Genomic DNA, 18983 nt, shown 5'->3' with positions numbered 1-18983 from the left:
TGAGGGGCACATGTTGCACATATTAGTATTTACTATTTTATAGTACCATATTCTAAGCGACCTGTGCTAAAAATACAGCGGAAGTAAACGCTTTTATACGAATTTGATAAGTCGCTGTAACACTTCTGTAACATAAAAGGAGGATTTACCATGTCTAAGTTAATTATTCAATCAGAAAAATGCATTGCTTGTGGCAAGTGTTATCTCAATTATCCACAAGTTTTTGATTGTGAAGATGACGGGATAGCCTTTGTGCAAGAAGATGCCACTGAGCAAGATCAGAAAATGGCACGTTCTGCCATCTTCGATTGTCCCACTCGCGCTATTGAAGAAGTCGATCATACCCTTTCTCCATCTCAGTAGCTATAAAACAAAAAAAAACGGCCGGGATTAATACCGGCCTTTCTATTGCTTATTGGTAGCTAGCTAGCAAGAGCCCTCTCTTAATCAGATAAGCCTTGAATTGGTTGTAAACCAAGGCGATGATAATTCCTAAGATAGCTCCCTTAAGTAAGTTAAATGGCACAATGGCTACTAAGACCATTTCTATCATATTTTTGATTGGCCAATGCATAACCTCTACATAGATAGGTAGTGCAATGAAATAATTGAGCAAGCTCATGACCAAAGTCAAGCTAAAGGCCAAGCTGATACATGTGAGCACAATCTGTTCAAGTTGCCAAGTGCCCTTCTTGTGACGCAGGTAAAAATGCAGAATCAACATCATGGTCATGGTGCCAATGAAACTCATGCTGACCCCTAGCGGAATCCCTGCTTCTCCTCCCTTACGTAGGTATTCAATGAAATCACGGATGAAAGCTACCACTGCAGCCCCAATTGGCCCATTAATCAAGAGCCCGATGAAGACCGGCACATCACTAAAGTCGAACTTAAGAAAAGGTGCCGATGGCAACAAGGGAAAATCGAGCAGTCGGAAAACCACTGCCCAGGCCCCTAAAATAGCCAGTAATACTTGACGTGTCAATCGCATGTTTTTCATAGATATTCCTCCTTTTATTCGTCTTCTAGAAGCCAAAAAAATACGCTTACTTGGGAAAGTAAACGCAGCAAAGACAAATAAACTCTATGAATCTATCTGTTAATTAGCTTACTTCTCCCATCCAGACTTTACTGTCGGTACTGGAATTTCACCAGTTCAACCTAGACCCTAAGGTGCCAGGCTCGTGGACTTTACCACCGGTCGGGAATTTCACCCTGCCCTGAAGACTAATTGTATTATTCGATTGATGGCTTTATTATAGCACAAGATGCCCGACTTGACTAGTCGGGCATCTTCTTATTTAAAATTCCGCGTAGGTTTGGTCTTAGGTTGGCCTTTTCTTGGTTTACGAGCAGCGCTTGACGCAGACGATTTACGGGATGCTTTCTGACCATTTGGCCGTCCCATGATACGTTTGGGTTTGGGCTGTACAGCTTGTTGGCCACCCTGCCCCTCACTTTGACTTATTTGCTTGAGCTTATTGACTTCATGAGCTGTTAACTCTCGCCATTCTCCTGGTAAGAGATTACCCAAAGTCAAAAAAGCATAACGCTCTCGCTTGAGCTTGTTGACTGGGTGCCCCACCGCTTCAAACATGCGCTTAACTTGGTGATTCCAACCTTCACGAATGGTCAATTCTACAATTGCCGTCTGGTTATCCAGATTCTGGCTTAAGAGCTGTGCCTTGGCTTTGGCTGTTTTCTTACCATCTAACACGATACCCGCTTCAAGTCGAGCAAGTGACTTTTCAGATGGAATCCCTTTGACTTTGGCCACATAGACCTTATCAATTTGGTGGCGGGGATGCATAAGTTGGTTGGCAAAGGCCCCATCATTAGTCAGGAGCAAGAGCCCGGTCGTATCATAATCCAAACGTCCGACTGGATAAATCCTCTCTTCAATGCCTTGAATATAGTCTAGGATGACTTGTCGATTCTTGTCATCAGAGACAGCTGTAATCACATGTCTTGGTTTATTAATCAGAATATAGCGGGGTTCTTCCCGATAGATTGGAACACCATCTACTTCTATACGGTCCTTACTGGATACCTGGGTCCCTAATTCACGAACTGTCTGGCCATTAACGCTGACCCGGCCTTCTGTAATCAAGCTTTCACATTTACGGCGGCTGGCAATGCCCGCATGGGCCATGACTTTCTGCAAACGATCCATCTAATCTTCCTCCCCTTCTTCTAATACGGGATTAACTAAGGGGGCATCTTGATAAGACACCTCATCATCTAGGCTAATCTGCCATTGCTTTGTATTAAATAATTCATCCGAAGTGACCTCGTCATTGAGGTTAAGTGGTTCAATATTAGGTAGATCTTCCAAGGACTTGAGACCGAAGTAATCCATGAAGTAGTCCGTCACTCCATAGAGGACCGGGCGTCCTGGCGCTTCTAGTCGACCAATCTCACGAATCAAGTCGCGGGCAAGCAACTTCTGTAGCATGGTAATACTGGACACGCCGCGAATCTCGTCAATCCCCATACGCGTAATAGGCTGGCGATAGGCTACAATGGCTAGTGTCTCAACTGCCGCTCGACTGAGCTTCTGGGTAAAGGGCGAGTGAGCATAGGCCTCCACATCAGGAGCTAACTCAGCCTTAGTCACCAGACGGTATTGGTCATTGTAGTTAACCAATTCTACAGGTGACAGTGGGTCTTCCTGTAAATTCAATTGTAGTTGTTGCAAGGCCTCTGTTACTTGACTTAAGGGTAGCTGAAGGCTAGCAGCCAAATCTTTACGACTGACCCCTTCAATTCCTGTTACAAAGATAATGCCATGCAGGCGGGTTATTAATTCCATCTATTCGACTCCGTCTATCTTTTCAATTTCAATTGGTGCCAAGGCCTCGGCCTGGTAGAAAACAATAAACTGCTTACGCACTAGCTCCAGAAGCGCCATGAAGGTTGTGATAATCTCTGGACGACTGGCCTTGTCAATCAACTGTTCAAAAGACAAGCGTTCTTGTCGCTCTAAACGTCCTAACCGTGTCAAGATATCCTCCATCTTCTGCTCAACCGTCAAAGGATCATGATGAATTTGGCGTTCCAAGGGCTGACGAGCTAGTTGGCGGGCCAAGACATCTTGCATACGTGCCACTAGTTGATCCAGGCTAATCTCACCTTCTTGAAGCGGGATCTGCTCCTGATAGTCCGACAAGTCATCAGCTTGTTTAGAGAAGAGCGCTGCCCGAGCCTCTTGACGCATTTCTAGCAAGGAGGATACATCTTGGAATTGTTGATACAAGAGCAGTTGTTGCACCAACACTTGACGTGGGTCACCAGGCTCATAGTCGCCATCCAATTCAGCATCCGGCTCGATAGGTAGAAGCAGTCGACTCTTGATTTCCAAGAGCGTGGCAGCCATCACTAAGTAATCGCCGGCTTGATCTAACTCTAACTCTTGCATGGAGTGAAGATAAGCCAAGTACTGACTGGTAATTTCAGCCATAGGGATATCATTAATATCCACTTTCATCTGTTTAATTAAGTGCAATAACAAGTCAAAGGGCCCCTGAAAAGAGGCCAATTGGAGCTTGAGCTGCTGCTTGTCCTTGGTCACGGAGCTATCTTGCCCCTGATGACCTTTAAGATTCTTGGTGTTCTTGGGCATAACGACTGCTCCATTTGACAAGAAGTTCTGAGGTCAGACGTGACCCTAAGAAGGCTGTATTAGGATAGCGCTCCTTAAGTTCGCAGAAAATCTGATAGCCTACAGACTCATTGCGGAATGATGGTAAGAGGGCAATACGGTCAATGACGACTGACTCAGGATCTTCTGACTCATTGCCAGGCGATTGGAAGGTTTCAACCCCAACCAAGCCAATGAAGTTATCCTGGTCTTGCTCTCGATAGAGATAGATTTCCTTGCTATCAGATTGCCGGTAGGTTTCCAAAATCGACTGCAAGAGGTCGGTTTGGTGCTGCCCTTCCTCTAAGGTATAGGACAGCAGGCCGAGAATAATCTTTTCATTTTTATTTTTAGATTTAATGAGCACGGCGTACTCCTTTCCTCCCTAGCAATCTGGCAAGTCGCTTAAAGTAAAGCTAGGGTATTTTTAATTAAGTTCTTAAAGCGTGGTTTTACCTTAGCAGAGATTTCCATTACTTCCTCGTGGTTGAGGCTAGACTGCATGCCACTTGCTAAGTTGGTAATGCAAGAAATCCCTAAGACTTCCATGCCACAATGTTTGGCCACAATTGCTTCTGGCACAGTTGACATCCCAACAGCATCGCCACCAATGGTCCGCATGTAGCGAATTTCTGCAGGCGTCTCATAAGATGGACCTGTTACCCAAGTGTAAACCCCTTGTTGGAGATGAATTCCTTCTTTGGCAGCAGCTTGACGTAAGATGGCTTGACCTCGCAAACTATAAGTCTCTGTTAAGTCAACAAAACGTGGGCCATGAGCATCTAAGTTTGCGCCAATCAGTGGATTGTTGCCTGCCAAGTTAAGGTGATCCGTAATAATCATTAAGTCGCCTGGTTGGAATGAAGTATTAATCCCACCTGCTGCATTAGTTACAATCACAGTTTCTACCCCAAGTTCCTTGAAGATACGAACTGGATAAGTCACAGTGTTCAAATCATAACCTTCATAATAATGGAAACGGCCCTGTAAAATCAAGACTTTTTTACCTGCCAAGTCCCCATAAACTAATTGACCAGCATGGCCAGCAACTGTAGAGACTGGAAAATTAGGAATATTTTCATATGGAATGCGGATAGCATTTTCCACATCTTCAGCAAGCTCTCCAAGGCCACTACCTAGGATTAAACCAACTTGTGGATAAGTTAAACCCTGGTCTTTTAAGTATTGAATGGTTTCTGTAAACATCTATTTTCCTCCTTGCTGACTATGTCCTAATTTAATTGACTTAAGAATGAAGAACCTTGTTCGGTCTTGGCAACGCCGAAGTTATCAGAAATGGTGGCTGCGATATCACTATAGTAACGCGCCTTGAGCTCACCTGCTTGCGTGAAGGATGGGCTGTAGGCCAGAATTGGCACATATTCACGGGTATGGTCGGTTCCACTATAGGTTGGGTCGTTACCGTGGTCGGCAGTAATTAAGAGTAAATCATCTTGACGTAACTTGCTATAGATTTCTGGCAAGCGGTTGTCGAAATCTTCTAAGGCTTGGGCATAGCCTTCTGTGTTACGGCGGTGACCGTAAATGGCATCAAAGTCCACTAAGTTAGTGAAGGACAAACCGGTAAAGTCACGGTCCATAATCTTCAGCAGTTGATCCACCCCGTCCATGTTAGACTTGGTTCGAACTGCATCCGTAATCCCCTTAGTATTGAAGATATCGTTGATTTTCCCAATGGAAATCACATCATAGCCGCCTGCCTTCAAGAAGTCCAGCGTTGTATCCGCAAAAGGACTTAAGGCATAGTCATGACGGTTGGCGGTGCGAGTCCAGTTGCCAGGTGTCCCAATGTATGGACGAGCAATAATACGTCCCAACATGTATGGATCTTCTAAGGTAATCTCGCGGGCATACTCACAGATACGGTAAAGTTCTTCTAATGGAATAATTTCTTCATGGGCGGCAATTTGTAAGACAGAGTCTGCAGAGGTATAAACAATTAGGTCCCCTGTCTTCATTTGGTGTTCACCATATTGGTCAAGAACTTCAGTCCCAGAAGCTGGGGCGTTGCAGACCACCTTACGACCAGAAAAGGCTTCAATACGCTCGATTAGTTCATCAGGAAAACCATCAGGGAAGACGCGGAATGGTGTTTCAATTTTAAGACCCATGATTTCCCAGTGACCGGTCATAGTGTCCTTACCAGCTGAAACTTCTTCTAACTTAGTCCAGTAACCCTTGGAGGATGCCACAGGTGTCAAGCCAGCCAAAGGTTCAATATTAGCCAAACCTAGCTCTACCATATGAGGGACCTTTAGCCCTGCAACTTCAGCAATATGGCCTAGAGTATGGCTCCCTAAATCGTTGAAGTCTGCAGCATCTGGAGCTTCACCAATCCCAACAGAATCTAAGACGATTAAATGAATACGTTTGAATTTCATACTTTTTCCTCTTTCCCTAGACGGTCAATGAGTGACTGCCATTATTTTTTTAATCCATCTCTGCAGATGGAGGACTACAAATCAAGCACGTGGGAAGTACTTACGGTAGACTTCCTGCAAACGTTGCGTGCTGATATGGGTATAAATCTGTGTCGTTGAAATATCCGCATGGCCCAGCAGCTCCTGGACCATACGCAAATCAGCGCCATTTTCTAAGAGATGTGTTGCAAAAGAATGGCGCAACATATGGGGTGAGACGGTTTGTTTAATGCCAGCTAAGGCCACATACTTATTGAGATTTTTCCAGATTCCTTGACGGGTGAAGGCCTTGCCCCGTTCTGTCAAAAAAACTTCTTGCGGACTAGCAGAGCCAGCTAATCTTAGGAAGCTAGGACGGACCTGTTCCAGATAGGCCTCTAGCCATTCAATGGCTTCATCAATCAAGGGAACTAGACGCTCCTTGTCCCCTTTACCTAGGGTTTGGATAAAGCCTAATTCTAAGTGCAAATCTTCTAATTTAAGCTGAACTAATTCTGTTACCCGCAGACCCGTGGCGTACATGAGTTCAAAGATAGCCCGATCACGCAAACCATGTGGACTGCTGGTGTCGGGGGCTTGAAGCAAGGCTTCAATCTCCCTAGCAGTTAAGACTTTAGGTAGATGTCTCCCTTGTTTAGGCCGATGGACTAGGGACATGGGATTCGTTTCCAGAATGCCCTCTTTGCGTAAAAAGAGGAAGAACTGCTTCAAACTGGATAGCATACGACTAGTCGAAGATACTGCATAAGAGGCTTGGCTGAGTTTTGCTAGAAAGGCTCGAACCGTTAGCTCATCAATCGCCTCTATTTTGTCAATCCCCTGCTCCGTCAGATAGGCCTGAAACTTAGCCAAATCGCGCCGATAACTCTGAATGGTATTAGCGGACCGGTTCATATCTAAGAGAAGATAACGTTCAAAATCCTGGACGGCTTGCTTAAATCTCATGGCCACTGCCTACTGAATCAGTCTCAGGACTTGGGTCTTCCGTCAAATAAAGCCCGTCCCCCTTGACTTGGCGAATGAGGCCTTGTTTCATTAAGTTACCGACGGCACGTTTAAATTGGGCCTTAGAAATACCAAGCTGAGTCTGGATAGTCGCTGGATCTGATTTATCATGAAGTGGCAAATAATGCCCTGGCGATTTTCTTAAGATAGCTTGAATCATACCGGCATCATCATCCAAGGCCTCATAAGCCCGTGGCTTGACCGATAAATTAAGGCCGCCGTCCTCACGAACGCCAATAATGCGAGCTTGCAAGACTTGACCAAGACGTGGAGTATCAAGAGTCTCACTTTCATGTAAGAAAGCCGAGTGTCCACCGTCTGTAATACAAAGTGAACCCGCTAACTTAACCTTATAAACGGTAGCGGTGACATTGAGATTCTTCATAGCACGAGCTGCCCGCTTAAAATAAGCCTGCATAGCTTCAGGTTCAATCAACTTACCCCAGAAACGATTCTTAGCATCCACTTGATAGGTCAAGAACAATCGATCACCCTTCTTAGGCCAGAGAGCTGTATTAAGGGGGAGGTCATCCAATGACACGACCACTTCCTTATCATGCAGACCAATGTCCACAAAGACACCTAAATCCTTACGAGTGCTAACCACGCTACCCCAGCCATAGACTTCAGGCCGAATAGCCGGCAAATCAACTTGAATGACTTTCTTGCGGGCCTTAGTCTCATAGATAAGGCCTTCAAGTTGATCACCAACTTGGTAATTTTGTGTATCTATCTGCCCCGGCAGAACGGTGAAGGTCTCACCTTCATATTGTGCGAAAAAGTGACGCTCATTTTTGTCACTGATGCGGGCCTTGACTATTTGTCCGTAACGAACCACCTCATCGCCTCCTTTTTTTCTTCTACATTTTAACACAAAAAAGTCAAAATATAAAGGAAAGTCCAAGCAATCCGACCAAAGCCTAGCCCTAGTGCCTTAAGGGAAGTCTAAAAATCCCGCTTAATAGTAAGCGCCATCATAAATTGCTTGGCTATTACCTCCTAAGCAAGTATAAAAAGAGAGGCTGGAACAAGTTCCAACCTCTCAATTAATTATTTGGCGTATTCAACCGCGCGCGTTTCGCGAATAACGGTTACTTTAATATTGCCTGGGTAGTTCATTTCTGCTTCAATCCGGTTGCGGATATCACGAGCGATTCGTGAAGCGCCAGCGTCATTGACTTCGTTTGGACGAACCATGACACGAACTTCACGCCCAGCTTGAATAGCAAAACTATTAGCCACTCCTGGGAAACTATTAGAGATTTCTTCTAATTTTTCCAGACGGCGGATGTAGCTCTCCAAGGATTCACTGCGGGCACCTGGACGCGCTGCTGATAAGGCATCAGCGGCAGCTACCAAGATAGCAATAGTCGAAGTTGGGTCAGTATCACCATGGTGGGAAGCAATAGCATTCACTACTACTTCTGGCTCGTTATATTTCTTGGCAATCTCTGCACCGATTTCAACGTGTGAGCCTTCAATCTCATGGTCAAGCGCCTTCCCAATATCATGCAGAAGACCTGCACGTTTGGCTAAGGCCACATCTTCACCTAACTCACCTGCCATTACACCAGCAAGTTTGGCAACTTCAATGCTGTGGTTCAAGACGTTCTGCCCATAACTGGTTCTAAAGGATAGACGACCAATAATCTTAATTAAATCTGGATGGAGAGAATGAATCCCCACATCAAAGGTCGCTTGCTCCCCGATTTCACGGATTTTCTCGTCAATCTCGCGACGCGCCCGATCCACCATTTCCTCAATACGTGCTGGATGAATCCGGCCGTCTTGAATCAGTTTCTCTAGCGCCAACTTAGCAATTTGACGGCGAATTGGGTCAAAACCGCTTAATACGACTGCTTCTGGCGTGTCATCGATAATTAAATCAATCCCGGTTAAGCTTTCCAAAGTACGGATGTTGCGGCCTTCCCGCCCGATAATCCGACCTTTCATGTCATCACTTGGCAAGTGTACTACCGTCACTGTATTCTCAGACACAATGTCCGGAGCACTCCGTTGAATGGCTTGTAAGATAATGTTTTTGGCATTACGATCTGCTTCATCTTTAGCTTTTTGCTCTGCATTACGAATCATAACTGCAATTTCCTGGGACAAAGCTTGCTCTGTCTCAGTCATAATGATGTTTTGCGCCTCTTGACGCGATAGGGTTGCTACCCGTTCTAATTCACTTTGTTGGGCAACGACCAATTCTTGAACCTTCTCTTCTTGTTGAGTCAAGGCCTTTTGACGTTTTTGATAGTCTTGTTCCTTGCTCTCAAGATTGAGTTCACGTTTGTCTAAAATCAAACTCTTTTGGTCCAAGGTCTCTTCCCGTTGAAGGAGCCGTTTTTCCATTCCTGTTACTTCGGTCCGACGTTCCTTCAATTCTTGTTCTAATTCATTACGGTACTTGAGATTTTCTTCTTTGGCTTCGAACAAGGCCTCCCGCTTGAGGGTCTTAGCCTGTGCAATAGCCGCATCAACAATGGATTCTGCATTAGCCTTAGCATTTCCGATGTGCTTTTCATCGCTTTTCTTCTTGAAAATATAGCCAATCACTACCCCGATAATTAAAGCAACGATTACTGCGAAGGTGAGCTGCAATAGGTCCATCGTATCACCTCCTATTAATCTATTCATTATTATCGTTATTCATTTCAAATTTTTAGATGATTTCAAAATAAATAATGTGTCAACCACACCCTCTATCATACGGTTTTATGGGCCGTCTGTCAATCCCTAGGCATGGCCAGATAGACCTAACAAATTGCCTGCAATCCCTATTATGAAAGCCTTTAGACATTCTTAATCAATTTATAGTGAAAACATTTCATTAAAAAGAACACACCAGAAACGCATTTGTCTTAATTAGTTAGTTTCACTAATTAAGACAACAAGTTTGTTCAATGCACTTATCTTAATTAGCATTAACGCCCATTTTCTCTACCAATAATATAAAAAAAGCGCCCCGGAGGGCGCCCTATCCTCTTCTTAGAGAATACCGTCTTTGATAAGTTGTTCTGCGATTTGAATGGTGTTAGTGGCCGCCCCTTTACGGATGTTGTCGGCTACCACCCAAATGTTGAGACCGTAAGGAACTGACTCGTCACGACGAATCCGCCCTACATACACTTCATCATGGTCTTCCACTTGTGACTGAAGTGGATACTTGAGGTTAGCTGGATCATCTAAGAGGATAATACCCTCTGCTTCTTGGAAAGCTTGACGAATTTCTGCTAAGTCAAAGTCTCGTTCCAATTCAACGTTAATAGATACAGCATGAGAGTGCTTGATTGGAACCCGAACCGTAGTAGCTGTTACGCGTAAGTCTGGCATGCGTAAAATTTTTCGCGTTTCCTCCATCATCTTGATTTCTTCTTTGGTGTAACCAGACTCGGTGAAGACATCAATGTGCGGCAAGACATTATCATTAATCGAATATGGGAATTTTTCAGTCGTATGGTTGACCAAGTCATTAATGCCGGCTTGGCCTGCTCCTGATACTGCTTGATAGGTATTGTAGATGACGCGCTTCAAGCCGTATGGTTGTAGAACAGCTAATGGCACGACTGACTGAATAGTCGAGCAGTTAGGGTTGGCAATCAGATGGTCTTCAGCCTTCAAGACATCGCCATTGACTTCAGGTACTACCAAAGGAATCTTAGGATCCATGCGCCAAGCACTGGAGTTATCAATCACATAGATACCTCGACTAGCGGCGATTGGCCCAAAATGCTTAGAGGTCTCTCCTCCTGCTGAGAACAAGGCAATCTCAATCGGTGCCTGGAGGGCATCTTCCGTTAACTCTTGAATAACATAGTCCTTGCCAGCATAACTCAAGGTTTTGCCCGCTGAACGCTTAGAAGCGAATAAGGTTAAGGTCTCAAAAGGAAAGTTTCGTTCGTGTAATACTTGCAGCATTTTACGTCCAACAACACCAGACGCACCGCAGATGGCCACATGATATTTCTTAGTCATGGGGTGACCTCCTCTAAAATTATTTACCCTACTAGCTTAAAGATTATAGGGGCAAAAGTCAATCCCTTAAGCCTAGTCCCCAAGCTAATTTATTGACAATTTAGGTCTTTATTGATAGAATCTAGCTATCCTTTAGGGGATGTCACGGTTTCGACAGGTATTGTTCGAGCTTTTGACGCGTCAGGAGGGTTGCGTCCGCCTTAAAACGCTACAGTTAAATATAACTGCAAACAACCAAAACAACTCTTTCGCTTTAGCAGCTTAATAACCTGCAGCGAAAAATCAGCCTAACATCGCCCATGTGCTAGTAGCTGGTTTTATTTAAGTGGGATACGCGTGATTTATCCGTCTGTTAAATCACGAAGAGATGATCAGACTCGCAAGGATGACAGCCTGTCTAGTGGCGGTCTCTGCGCTAAATCAAATAGCTAGACTATTGGCGTAGACTTGATTGTGGCGAGATATTTGGACAGGGGTTCGATTCCCCTCATCTCCATAACAGACTAAATCCCTCAGCAGACTCTGCTGAGGGATTTTTTGCTATTCATTAGACACCTAGTCTATCTACTTATCATCGCTTGTTTGACGGGGTTTCCGCTCACCCCAATATTGGTAATAATCTACCTTGAGGGCGCCATTATAGAGCTTACGTTTTTTGGTAGCCTTGGCCCCATAGTAGGTCTCGAAAGCTTCGTCACTGGTTAAAATATACTTACTCCAGGTAGGCATTTGGCTATAGAGCTTGCCCATGTCTGCATAGAGGGTGTGAACCTGCTCTTCCGTCAACATACGGTCACCATAAGGTGGGTTAGCAATTAATATACCGTAATCCACCTTAGGCCGGTAGTCTTTAAGTTGCATTTGCTTAAAGGAAATCGTATCTGCTACACCGGCTTCTTGCGCATTGGCCTTAGCAATTTCAACCATACGGTGGTCAATGTCGCAGGCTTCAATGTCCATCATAAGGTCTGGTTTGGCCTGAGCTTGTGCTTCCTGACGCGCCTGCTGCCACACTTGACCACTTGGATCTAAACTAGTCCAATGCTCTGCCGCAAATTCTCGCTTAAGGCCTGGCGCAATATTGCGACCAATCAAGGCTGCTTCAATGGCGATGGTGCCCGAACCACAGCAAGGGTCGTATAGAGGTCGGTCAGGATACCAAGTCGTCAACATAACCAAGGCCGCCGCCATATTCTCTTTGAGTGGGGCTGCCCCCTTCTCTACCCGGTAGCCACGCTTGAATAAGGAGCTGCCAGAAGTATCCAGGGTTAGGCTGACTTGGTCTTTGACTAGAGAAACTTCGATGGGATAGACTGCACCCGTCTCAGGCAAATTGGTCCTGCGATGGTAGTAGGACATGAGTCGGCTAGCAATAGCCTTTTTAACGATTTTCTGGCAGTTAGGCACGCTATGTAACTGGGACTTAACGGATTTGCCGGACACAGGAAAATTAGCATCCAAAGGCAGAATGTCTTCCCATGGCAAGGCGTAAGTCAAATCATATAGGGCTTCAAAGGTCTTGGCCTGAAAACTAGCAAATTCAATCTTAATACGGTCAGCCGTTCTTAGCCAGAGATTAGCCTTAGCAATATCCTGGACATTCCCAGAGAAACGCACGCGCCCATTCTCCGTCTGAACTTGATAGCCTAGCTGCTTCAATTCTTGGGCCGTCACGGACTCAATGCCGGCAGCAACGGTAGCCAATAGGTTATAGTTTTTCATCAGAGGCTCCTCATCTTTAACTTGTCGTTGCGGGCAAGACAATCCTGCCCTTAGAAAAAAAGCCCTCCTCACCAGAGAGGGAGAAGCGCCTTTGTTGTATTAAGCAAAAGCCTATTAAGTAAATTTCGATAAGCCATGTTCTGTCACTTAAGGGAAATAGGCTATGCACCTTAAGTGGGGTAATCATCTGTCTGCCAGTCACTCAGTGACCCGCCTCTTCCATCGGTTCATTTCCCTAGGAAAAGTGCCCCGACCAGTCTCCCTAGAAAACTAGGTTACTATTTGGGTTGCTCGCTCGAGGGGTTTACCGCGTTCCACGCTAGTTGTTTCCAACCAGCCTCGTCTCTGTGGCACCTTAGAGGTTACTCAGTCATAGCCGAAGCCTTAGACCTTTTGCCTGCCGTTAGCGCTAGGCACTACCTTAGCTTATGGTTTCGCTAAGCACGAACACTACAGGCATCTCAGCCTGTGCGAGCATGGACTTTCCTCAACTATTACTAGCCGCGATTACCTAAAATCTACTTGAGGTTCTTTTATTGGAAACGTGTCACGTCTGAATAAGACATGGTGTTGTCTGTGCTACCAATCTTAGATCCAAAGACATGTTTCTCTAAGTTAGAGAGACGCTTGAGGATATCGAAGTTAGTGACACCAGAGCCTGGTGAGGTTGGCACATTGTTCTTCTTAGCCAAGGCAAGTTGCTTGGTCAATTCATCAATTTTGCTGATTAGGCGCTCATTTTCATTCTTCAAAGTCGCCACATCCTTTTGGTAAGAATCGTAGTCACGGATAATGCTATCCAAATACTCATCTACTTCAGATGCTTTATAACCACGAAAATCGCGGGTAAATTCTTTTTGTAAAATATCTTTAGCGGTTAAATTTTTTTCTGCCATATCGCTCATCTACCTCCATCAATGATTGCTTCTTTCTCAGAAGAATTAATGATTCTATCTTAAATAGAGAAGTCTATTCAATTTATTATGCCACGAAATGCCTAAGAATGCTAGCGAATATACGTTCGCACCCTGGTTAATTGTGCACTTTTAGTCACATAATCTAGCCCCATAAATCTGAGATCTGGACCTTGATTAACTATCTCTATTATGCCACGCAAAAGCCAACTTGGCTAGCGAGGCGATGTCCGCGTCCAGCTAACCGCCTTATTAAGGCTCGATTTTGCTAACTGGTCGGCTGCCTGATTTTCCTTTTCAGCTATCCATTTGACATAGAGATTGGGAAAGTGATCCAGTCGACTTAGGATATGATCTAAAATAGGAGCATAACGTGCATCCTTAATATAGGACTTTTCAATGGCTCGAATAGCCACTTGACTATCGGCATGTAACCAGATAAAGTCCTGGGTCAGTCCCAATTCTATCAACCAGTCTAGGGCGTGAAGGATGGCAAAAAATTCTGCTTGGTGATTGTCGGCCACCTCTTGGAGGAAAGCAACTTGTTCATAGAGTTGATCAGGCCCTAGAATCCGAATGGCTAGGCCGGCCGATTGATTTTTATAGGCAAAGGCAGCATCCGTATAAACCTTCAGCATTTTTTCGCTCCTTATCGGTTATTTGTCTACAAACTATTAATGTATTGTGCTATAATATAACTAGTATAGCACGGATTTAAGTATTGACAAGAAAGAGGTGGCAAAATGAGTGATGTAATTGAATTTCCGACCAATGCGGACCAATATTATCGCAAAGCACTCAGTGCCCTCAAGGTCCATGACTTTGGCCGTGCACAAGAATTCCTAATCAAGAGTTATGAGACAGATCCTCAGGTTCATGTCTTCGAGGAACTGATTAAATTATATATTGCTCGGGGACAAAAAGCTGACCTTTTGAACTGTTGGCAAACTTATTTCCCTGATATAGAAGCCGTTAATGATTGGAATGTTCTCCTCTTATATGGAGCTAGTCTGTCCCTCCTTTACGACTTAGACGCTGCCCTCTTGCGGCTCTATCAGCTTCAAGCACGCTTCCAAGCAGCTGGATGGGACAGTGAAGACCTCTTACCATTCATTCATCAACTCAATCATACCCAGCGCTTAGCCCGGCGCTTGGAGCAAGCCCTGGATCAAGGTCAGGAAGCCATTGAGACTTTTATCAATCAAATCTATGACGGCCAAGGATTTGAGTTACTCAGTTTCCTTAAATATATCTACGACCTGCCTTTAGACAAGGCCTTGCCTTTCTTTAAGGCCATTCTGACTCATCCAGACCTACCTCAATATATCAAGAGTGACGTCTTACATTACCTACTCTACCAGAACTATCCAGGTAAAGTGACCTATAACTGGTTTGGCCAAGTCCATGAATTGACGGTAGCCAAACTTCAAGATTACCGTCACCAGTCTTCTTATGTGGCCGGTCTTCAAGTCATCGAAGACTACTGCGAACAATTCAATCCTCATCTCATGATTGAATTTTCTCAGCAGTTCGTCCTTCAAGCCTTAGCCGTTTACCCCTACTTTGAAGAGGCCTATGGATCAGCTAAGGAGTGGTTCCAGCTTTTCTTAACCGAGAACGATTTGCCTACTCCTTATGACCTAGTACCAGAAGCTAAGCATCGCCAGACCTATCAAACTGTCGCAACTGAACTCTATCAATTAATCTACCAAGAACAATAGTCTTCAGACCAAGAGCCTCCTATCGCAAACACGTGATAGGAGGCTCTTATTTAAATGCTGTGAGCTTAAATCCCTTGTTGAGCAGCAGGACTTAGGGGCTCTTCCCCTTCTTCATCATCTTGAATAAGATGCTCACAGTTGATGTAGGCGACAATATCCTTGAAATTGACGATGGTGCGGCTAGTACAAATATCCTTCATAGTCTGATCTGACCGGAGCCAATCGATGTCGACGACAGCGCTGTTGGTCAGAAGTTTACGGATGGTCCCCCGCATATGGACCTGCCGGAAGGTAAAGCGTATTTGGTCACCAATCTCAGGACGAATCTGTTCACGGACTCGCTGAATCATTTGGCAACCCGTCTCGAAATTGACATGCAAGAGGGAGGCTATCCGAGACTTAGTGGTCCCCCGTCTCAGCTCACGTTCTATGAGCTCACGCTCTGACTTAGTGACTTTGACTCTCATACGACCCACCCTTTCTGAATGAAACCGTTTCTAATTCCTATTATAGCACTTTTGGCGGGCTTTTTATAGCTTATCGCTTAAAAATTTACCATTCTGACAAGAATTTGTAAGTTTGTTTCGAATTTTTGTTTGAAACCGCCCCCATTTCCTTGTTATAATGGAAATAGCTTATAAAAAAAGGAGCGTTAACCATGAATCAATCCATTATTACGACCCTTGTTTATGAAACCAAAGTCTCCATCGGTTCCTATTTCCACCTGGTCACTGACTGGTTCGCCAGCGACCAAGAAATCAAGACTGTCATTATCGACCAAGACCATGTTTATTCCAAGATTCTGTCTCTCTACCCTAATGGTTTTGTTATGTACCTCGAGCAAGACCAAGATGGCTCTATTTACCGGACCAATTATCCTCTGATTCAAGCCAAAGATGCTGACTACTATACCGTTCAGTGGGATGACTAACTTACTAGGATAGAGAGTTCTAAACCTACTTGATTTTGCTAAGTGACTCCTTTATACTCAGAGTATTCATTCTGACTATAAAGGAGTCACTTATGCATAATATGACCACTGGGTCCCCCCTCAAACGCATTATTAACTTCTCCATTCCGCTCCTAATAGGTAATATTTTCCAGCTTGTCTATAATATGGTCGACACTTTTATTGTTGGACGCACCATGGGGCGCGATGCCCTAGCCGGAATTTCAGCTTCTTCTAGCGTCATGTTCCTGATTCTGGGCTTCGCACAAGGGCTGACGGCAGGATTAACGATTCCTTTGGCCCAGGCTTTTGGTGCTAGGGATTTCCATAAGGTACGGCGTTCAGTCACCATTGCCTGGACTATCGCGCTCTGCGTTTCCATGGCCTTGACCTTCCTATCTACCTTCTTCCTCCGCCAAATTCTAGAAGTCATGATGACGCCGCCTGAAATCATTCAATATACTTACGATTATCTCATCGTCATCTTCAGCTCTTGTACCGTCACCATGCTCTACAATTTACTGAGCAACATGATGCGGGCCTTGGGAGACAGTCGAACGCCCCTCTACTTTCTTATCATCGCGGCCTTAACCAATATCGTCTTAGACTATGTTTTCATCGTGAACGTGGGAATGGGGGTTGCGGGTGCTGGCCTCGCGACGGTCTTGTCACAAGCTGTCTCGGTTATCCTTTGCCTCTGGGCCATTCACCGTCGTTGGCCACTACTGCAGGTTTCCTGGCAGAAGGCCATGCTGGTAGCTGAAGAAGTCCGTTATCACCTCAATATGGGCTTCCCAATGGCCTTCCAGTCCTCTATTATTGCCATTGGCTCCATTTCGGTCACAGTGGCCCTCAATCAGTTAGGTCCTCTAGCTATCGCAAGTTATGGTGCCGCTTCTAAAATTGAACAGATTGTGATTTTAGTACTCATGTCCTTTGGGATTGCCATGGCAACTTATGTAGGGCAAAACTTTGGTGCCGCTCAATTTGACCGCATCCGCCAAGGAGTCCGCCAAATGACCTTCTTGTCTGTAGGCGTTGCGCTGGTTTCTGGCGTCATCCTAGCTCTGACAGGTGCCCAAGTCGTCACCTTCTTCGCAGAAGGTAGCCAAGGACTGGAAATGGCTCACTACGGTCAAGTCTTCTTCTACTGTTCGGCGCCTGCCTACTGGTTACTTGCTCTGCTCTTTATCTATCGCTATACCTTACAGGGCTTAGGCGATAGCTTGATTCCAACTATTGCAGGCATTATGGAGCTGGCCATGCGTATGAGTGCCGCTCTGATTCTTAGTCAATATTTAGGTTTTGTAGGTCCCGCTATTGCCAGCCCCCTGGCCTGGTTGGGCGCTTGCATTCCCTTGTTAACAGCCTATCATCATCACAAAAACCATCTGCAAGAACGCTTCAACCAAAAGCTGGCCCAGAATTAATCTGGCCAGCTTTTTTGGCATACTTGATCCACTTAGACGGGGATTGTGTAGGGAGGTTACAAGTTTCTTACAGATAGCGCAAAAACCGGCTCAAAAGTTGTCCTCAAGCCTTTTTTGCCGTATAATGATACTATCCATAAATATATGTAGTTTGCAACTACAAGGAGGTAAATTATGACCAAACCAATTCGCGTGCTTCTTTACTACAAGTACGTTAACATCGAGAACCCAGATAAGTTTACAGCTGACCACTTGGCCTTCTGTAAGTCTATTGGCCTTAAGGGCCGGATCCTCGTTTCGAGCGAAGGGATTAACGGGACTGTCTCAGGCGACTACGAAACCACTCAAAAATATATGGACTATGTTCACTCCCTACCAGGTATGGAAGACCTCTGGTTCAAGATTGACGAAGAAGAAGAGCAAGCCTTCAAGAAGATGTTCGTTCGTCACAAAAAAGAAATTGTCCACTTGGGCTTAGAAGATAACGACTTCGATAATGATATTAACCCATTGGAAACCACTGGTGCTTACTTGTCACCACAAGAATTCAAGGAAGCCTTGTTAGATGAAAACACCGTTGTCCTTGATACACGTAACGACTATGAGTTTGACTTAGGTCACTTCCGTGGTGCTATCCGTCCTGACATTCGTAATTTCCGCGAGTTACCACAATGGGTACGCGACAACAAGGAAAAATTCATGGACAAGCGTGTCGTTGTCTACTGTACAGGTGGTGTCCGCTGTGAGAAATTCTCAGGTTGGATGGTTCGTGAAGGTTATAAAGATGTCGGCCAACTCCACGGTGGGATTGCTACCTATGGTAAAGACCCTGAAGTAAAAGGCGAATTGTGGGATGGTAAGATGTACGTCTTTGACGAACGGATTGCGGTTGACATTAACCACGTAGATCCTGTTGTAATCGGGAAAGACTGGTTCGATGGTACCCCATGCGAGCGCTATGTTAACTGTGGGAATCCAGAATGTAACCGTCGTATCCTGACTAGCGTCGAAAATGAAGACAAATACGTTCGTGGTTGCTGCCCAGAATGCCGTCGTCACCCACGCAACCGCTACATTGCGGAAAACAAATTGACTAATCAAGAATGGGAAGCTCGTCTCAATGTCTTAGGCGAATCCCTAAATGATCAAGTAACGGCTTAAGAGCCATACCCCATAAGGAAAG

Annotated in this window: 19 protein-coding genes, 2 other RNA genes, 1 pseudogene and 1 riboswitch; of the genes and pseudogenes, 6 read left to right on the top strand and 16 right to left on the bottom strand. The window is 45.0% G+C overall.

What is annotated here, in order from left to right:
• The first annotated feature begins 150 nt into the window (after positions 1–150).
• Positions 151–363, top strand: coding sequence for a ferredoxin (locus Q0339_RS07970; RefSeq protein WP_298078294.1), 213 nt, complete (start codon positions 151–153; stop codon positions 361–363).
• 49 nt (positions 364–412) lie between these two features.
• Here Q0339_RS07970 and Q0339_RS07965 read toward each other — a convergent pair whose 3' ends face one another.
• The 11 genes and pseudogenes from Q0339_RS07965 to Q0339_RS07915 all read right to left on the bottom strand — a co-directional run bounded on the left by Q0339_RS07965 (position 413) and on the right by Q0339_RS07915 (position 11064).
• Positions 413–1000, bottom strand: a complete 588-nt coding sequence (locus tag Q0339_RS07965) for an ECF transporter S component (RefSeq protein ID WP_298078293.1) — start codon at positions 998–1000, stop codon at positions 413–415.
• A gap of 105 nt (positions 1001–1105) precedes the next feature.
• Positions 1106–1232, bottom strand: a riboswitch (FMN riboswitch).
• A 227-nt stretch (positions 1233–1459) separates the two neighbouring features.
• A pseudogene (locus Q0339_RS07960) lies at positions 1460–2173 on the bottom strand (pseudouridine synthase); the annotation flags it as partial.
• Positions 2174–2812, bottom strand: coding sequence for an SMC-Scp complex subunit ScpB (scpB, locus tag Q0339_RS07955; protein WP_298078292.1), 639 nt, complete (start codon positions 2810–2812; stop codon positions 2174–2176).
• On the bottom strand, positions 2813–3622 hold the full coding sequence (locus tag Q0339_RS07950) for a segregation/condensation protein A (protein ID WP_298078291.1): 810 nt from the start codon (positions 3620–3622) through the stop codon (positions 2813–2815).
• The gene (locus Q0339_RS07945; RefSeq protein ID WP_298078290.1) at positions 3597–4007 is read right to left on the bottom strand and encodes a hypothetical protein; all 411 of its coding nucleotides are present in this window, start codon (positions 4005–4007) and stop codon (positions 3597–3599) included. Before Q0339_RS07945 ends, Q0339_RS07950 begins: the two co-directional genes overlap by 26 nt.
• Positions 4008–4045: 38 nt before the next feature.
• Entirely contained in the window at positions 4046–4846 is an 801-nt protein-coding gene (locus Q0339_RS07940) for a purine-nucleoside phosphorylase (RefSeq protein WP_070755414.1), read from the bottom strand.
• A 26-nt stretch (positions 4847–4872) separates the two neighbouring features.
• Entirely contained in the window at positions 4873–6042 is a 1170-nt protein-coding gene (gene deoB / locus Q0339_RS07935; protein ID WP_298078289.1) for a phosphopentomutase, read from the bottom strand.
• 81 nt (positions 6043–6123) lie between these two features.
• Positions 6124–7026: a site-specific tyrosine recombinase XerD gene (gene xerD, locus Q0339_RS07930; RefSeq protein WP_298078288.1), complete on the bottom strand. Its 903-nt coding sequence runs from the start codon at positions 7024–7026 to the stop codon at positions 6124–6126.
• Positions 7016–7924: a hypothetical protein gene (locus Q0339_RS07925; protein WP_298078287.1), complete on the bottom strand. Its 909-nt coding sequence runs from the start codon at positions 7922–7924 to the stop codon at positions 7016–7018. Before Q0339_RS07925 ends, xerD begins: the two co-directional genes overlap by 11 nt.
• Positions 7925–8136: 212 nt before the next feature.
• Positions 8137–9699 carry a ribonuclease Y gene (rny, locus tag Q0339_RS07920; RefSeq protein WP_298078285.1) on the bottom strand — a complete coding sequence of 521 codons (1563 nt, stop codon included), beginning with the start codon at positions 9697–9699 and terminating at the stop codon, positions 8137–8139.
• A gap of 378 nt (positions 9700–10077) precedes the next feature.
• A complete protein-coding gene (locus Q0339_RS07915; protein WP_298078284.1) occupies positions 10078–11064 on the bottom strand; it encodes an aspartate-semialdehyde dehydrogenase in 987 nt (328 codons plus the stop codon).
• A 135-nt stretch (positions 11065–11199) separates the two neighbouring features.
• Here Q0339_RS07915 and ssrA point away from each other — a divergent pair.
• Positions 11200–11563: a transfer-messenger RNA gene (ssrA, locus tag Q0339_RS07910) on the top strand.
• 65 nt (positions 11564–11628) lie between these two features.
• On the opposite strand, the gene Q0339_RS07905 is transcribed toward ssrA, so the two are convergent.
• From Q0339_RS07905 to Q0339_RS07890, 4 genes are all read right to left on the bottom strand, one after another.
• Positions 11629–12786 carry a class I SAM-dependent RNA methyltransferase gene (locus tag Q0339_RS07905; protein ID WP_298078282.1) on the bottom strand — a complete coding sequence of 386 codons (1158 nt, stop codon included), beginning with the start codon at positions 12784–12786 and terminating at the stop codon, positions 11629–11631.
• A gap of 124 nt (positions 12787–12910) precedes the next feature.
• Positions 12911–13305, bottom strand: an RNA gene (gene rnpB, locus Q0339_RS07900) — RNase P RNA component class B.
• A 14-nt stretch (positions 13306–13319) separates the two neighbouring features.
• Positions 13320–13682: a cell division regulator GpsB gene (gpsB, locus tag Q0339_RS07895; protein WP_070755408.1), complete on the bottom strand. Its 363-nt coding sequence runs from the start codon at positions 13680–13682 to the stop codon at positions 13320–13322.
• A 233-nt stretch (positions 13683–13915) separates the two neighbouring features.
• Positions 13916–14338 (bottom strand): ribonuclease HI family protein, encoded by a 423-nt coding sequence (locus tag Q0339_RS07890; RefSeq protein WP_298078280.1) that lies wholly within the window; start codon positions 14336–14338, stop codon positions 13916–13918.
• Between the two features lie 105 nt (positions 14339–14443).
• Between Q0339_RS07890 and Q0339_RS07885 the strand changes: the two genes are divergently transcribed.
• Complete coding sequence (locus Q0339_RS07885; protein WP_298078279.1) at positions 14444–15421, top strand: hypothetical protein; 978 nt, start codon at positions 14444–14446, stop codon at positions 15419–15421.
• A 65-nt stretch (positions 15422–15486) separates the two neighbouring features.
• Here Q0339_RS07885 and Q0339_RS07880 read toward each other — a convergent pair whose 3' ends face one another.
• Complete coding sequence (locus Q0339_RS07880; protein ID WP_298078278.1) at positions 15487–15888, bottom strand: DUF2187 domain-containing protein; 402 nt, start codon at positions 15886–15888, stop codon at positions 15487–15489.
• 191 nt (positions 15889–16079) lie between these two features.
• Between Q0339_RS07880 and Q0339_RS07875 the strand changes: the two genes are divergently transcribed.
• From Q0339_RS07875 to Q0339_RS07865, 3 genes are all read left to right on the top strand, one after another.
• Positions 16080–16352 carry a hypothetical protein gene (locus Q0339_RS07875; protein WP_291427242.1) on the top strand — a complete coding sequence of 91 codons (273 nt, stop codon included), beginning with the start codon at positions 16080–16082 and terminating at the stop codon, positions 16350–16352.
• Positions 16353–16444: 92 nt separating this feature from the next.
• Positions 16445–17800 (top strand): MATE family efflux transporter, encoded by a 1356-nt coding sequence (locus Q0339_RS07870; protein ID WP_298078277.1) that lies wholly within the window; start codon positions 16445–16447, stop codon positions 17798–17800.
• 174 nt (positions 17801–17974) lie between these two features.
• Positions 17975–18961: a rhodanese-related sulfurtransferase gene (locus tag Q0339_RS07865; RefSeq protein WP_298078276.1), complete on the top strand. Its 987-nt coding sequence runs from the start codon at positions 17975–17977 to the stop codon at positions 18959–18961.
• The last annotated feature ends 22 nt before the right edge of the window (positions 18962–18983 follow it).

This window comes from uncultured Abiotrophia sp. (assembly GCF_938010525.1).
In the GTDB taxonomy this organism is placed as follows: Bacteria; Bacillota; Bacilli; order Lactobacillales; family Aerococcaceae; genus Abiotrophia.
The sequence above is the reverse complement of the archived record's forward strand: the minus strand, read 5'-3'. Positions and strand labels throughout refer to the sequence as shown.

What these genes read in the sequence shown, in the direction of transcription:
- xerD (WP_298078288.1), bottom strand. Translation starts at nt 7,026, where the DNA reads ATGAGATTTAAGCAAGCCGTCCAGGATTTTGAACGTTATCTTCTCTTA.
- Q0339_RS07905 (WP_298078282.1), bottom strand. Translation starts at nt 12,786, where the DNA reads ATGAAAAACTATAACCTATTGGCTACCGTTGCTGCCGGCATTGAGTCC.
- Q0339_RS07870 (WP_298078277.1), top strand. Translation starts at nt 16,445, where the DNA reads ATGCATAATATGACCACTGGGTCCCCCCTCAAACGCATTATTAACTTC.
- Q0339_RS07915 (WP_298078284.1), bottom strand. Translation starts at nt 11,064, where the DNA reads ATGACTAAGAAATATCATGTGGCCATCTGCGGTGCGTCTGGTGTTGTT.
- Q0339_RS07890 (WP_298078280.1), bottom strand. Translation starts at nt 14,338, where the DNA reads ATGCTGAAGGTTTATACGGATGCTGCCTTTGCCTATAAAAATCAATCG.
- Q0339_RS07865 (WP_298078276.1), top strand. Translation starts at nt 17,975, where the DNA reads ATGACCAAACCAATTCGCGTGCTTCTTTACTACAAGTACGTTAACATC.
- Q0339_RS07940 (WP_070755414.1), bottom strand. Translation starts at nt 4,846, where the DNA reads ATGTTTACAGAAACCATTCAATACTTAAAAGACCAGGGTTTAACTTAT.
- Q0339_RS07885 (WP_298078279.1), top strand. Translation starts at nt 14,444, where the DNA reads ATGAGTGATGTAATTGAATTTCCGACCAATGCGGACCAATATTATCGC.
- gpsB (WP_070755408.1), bottom strand. Translation starts at nt 13,682, where the DNA reads ATGGCAGAAAAAAATTTAACCGCTAAAGATATTTTACAAAAAGAATTT.
- deoB (WP_298078289.1), bottom strand. Translation starts at nt 6,042, where the DNA reads ATGAAATTCAAACGTATTCATTTAATCGTCTTAGATTCTGTTGGGATT.
- Q0339_RS07970 (WP_298078294.1), top strand. Translation starts at nt 151, where the DNA reads ATGTCTAAGTTAATTATTCAATCAGAAAAATGCATTGCTTGTGGCAAG.
- Q0339_RS07965 (WP_298078293.1), bottom strand. Translation starts at nt 1,000, where the DNA reads ATGAAAAACATGCGATTGACACGTCAAGTATTACTGGCTATTTTAGGG.
- scpB (WP_298078292.1), bottom strand. Translation starts at nt 2,812, where the DNA reads ATGGAATTAATAACCCGCCTGCATGGCATTATCTTTGTAACAGGAATT.
- Q0339_RS07875 (WP_291427242.1), top strand. Translation starts at nt 16,080, where the DNA reads ATGAATCAATCCATTATTACGACCCTTGTTTATGAAACCAAAGTCTCC.
- Q0339_RS07880 (WP_298078278.1), bottom strand. Translation starts at nt 15,888, where the DNA reads ATGAGAGTCAAAGTCACTAAGTCAGAGCGTGAGCTCATAGAACGTGAG.
- rny (WP_298078285.1), bottom strand. Translation starts at nt 9,699, where the DNA reads ATGGACCTATTGCAGCTCACCTTCGCAGTAATCGTTGCTTTAATTATC.
- Q0339_RS07950 (WP_298078291.1), bottom strand. Translation starts at nt 3,622, where the DNA reads ATGCCCAAGAACACCAAGAATCTTAAAGGTCATCAGGGGCAAGATAGC.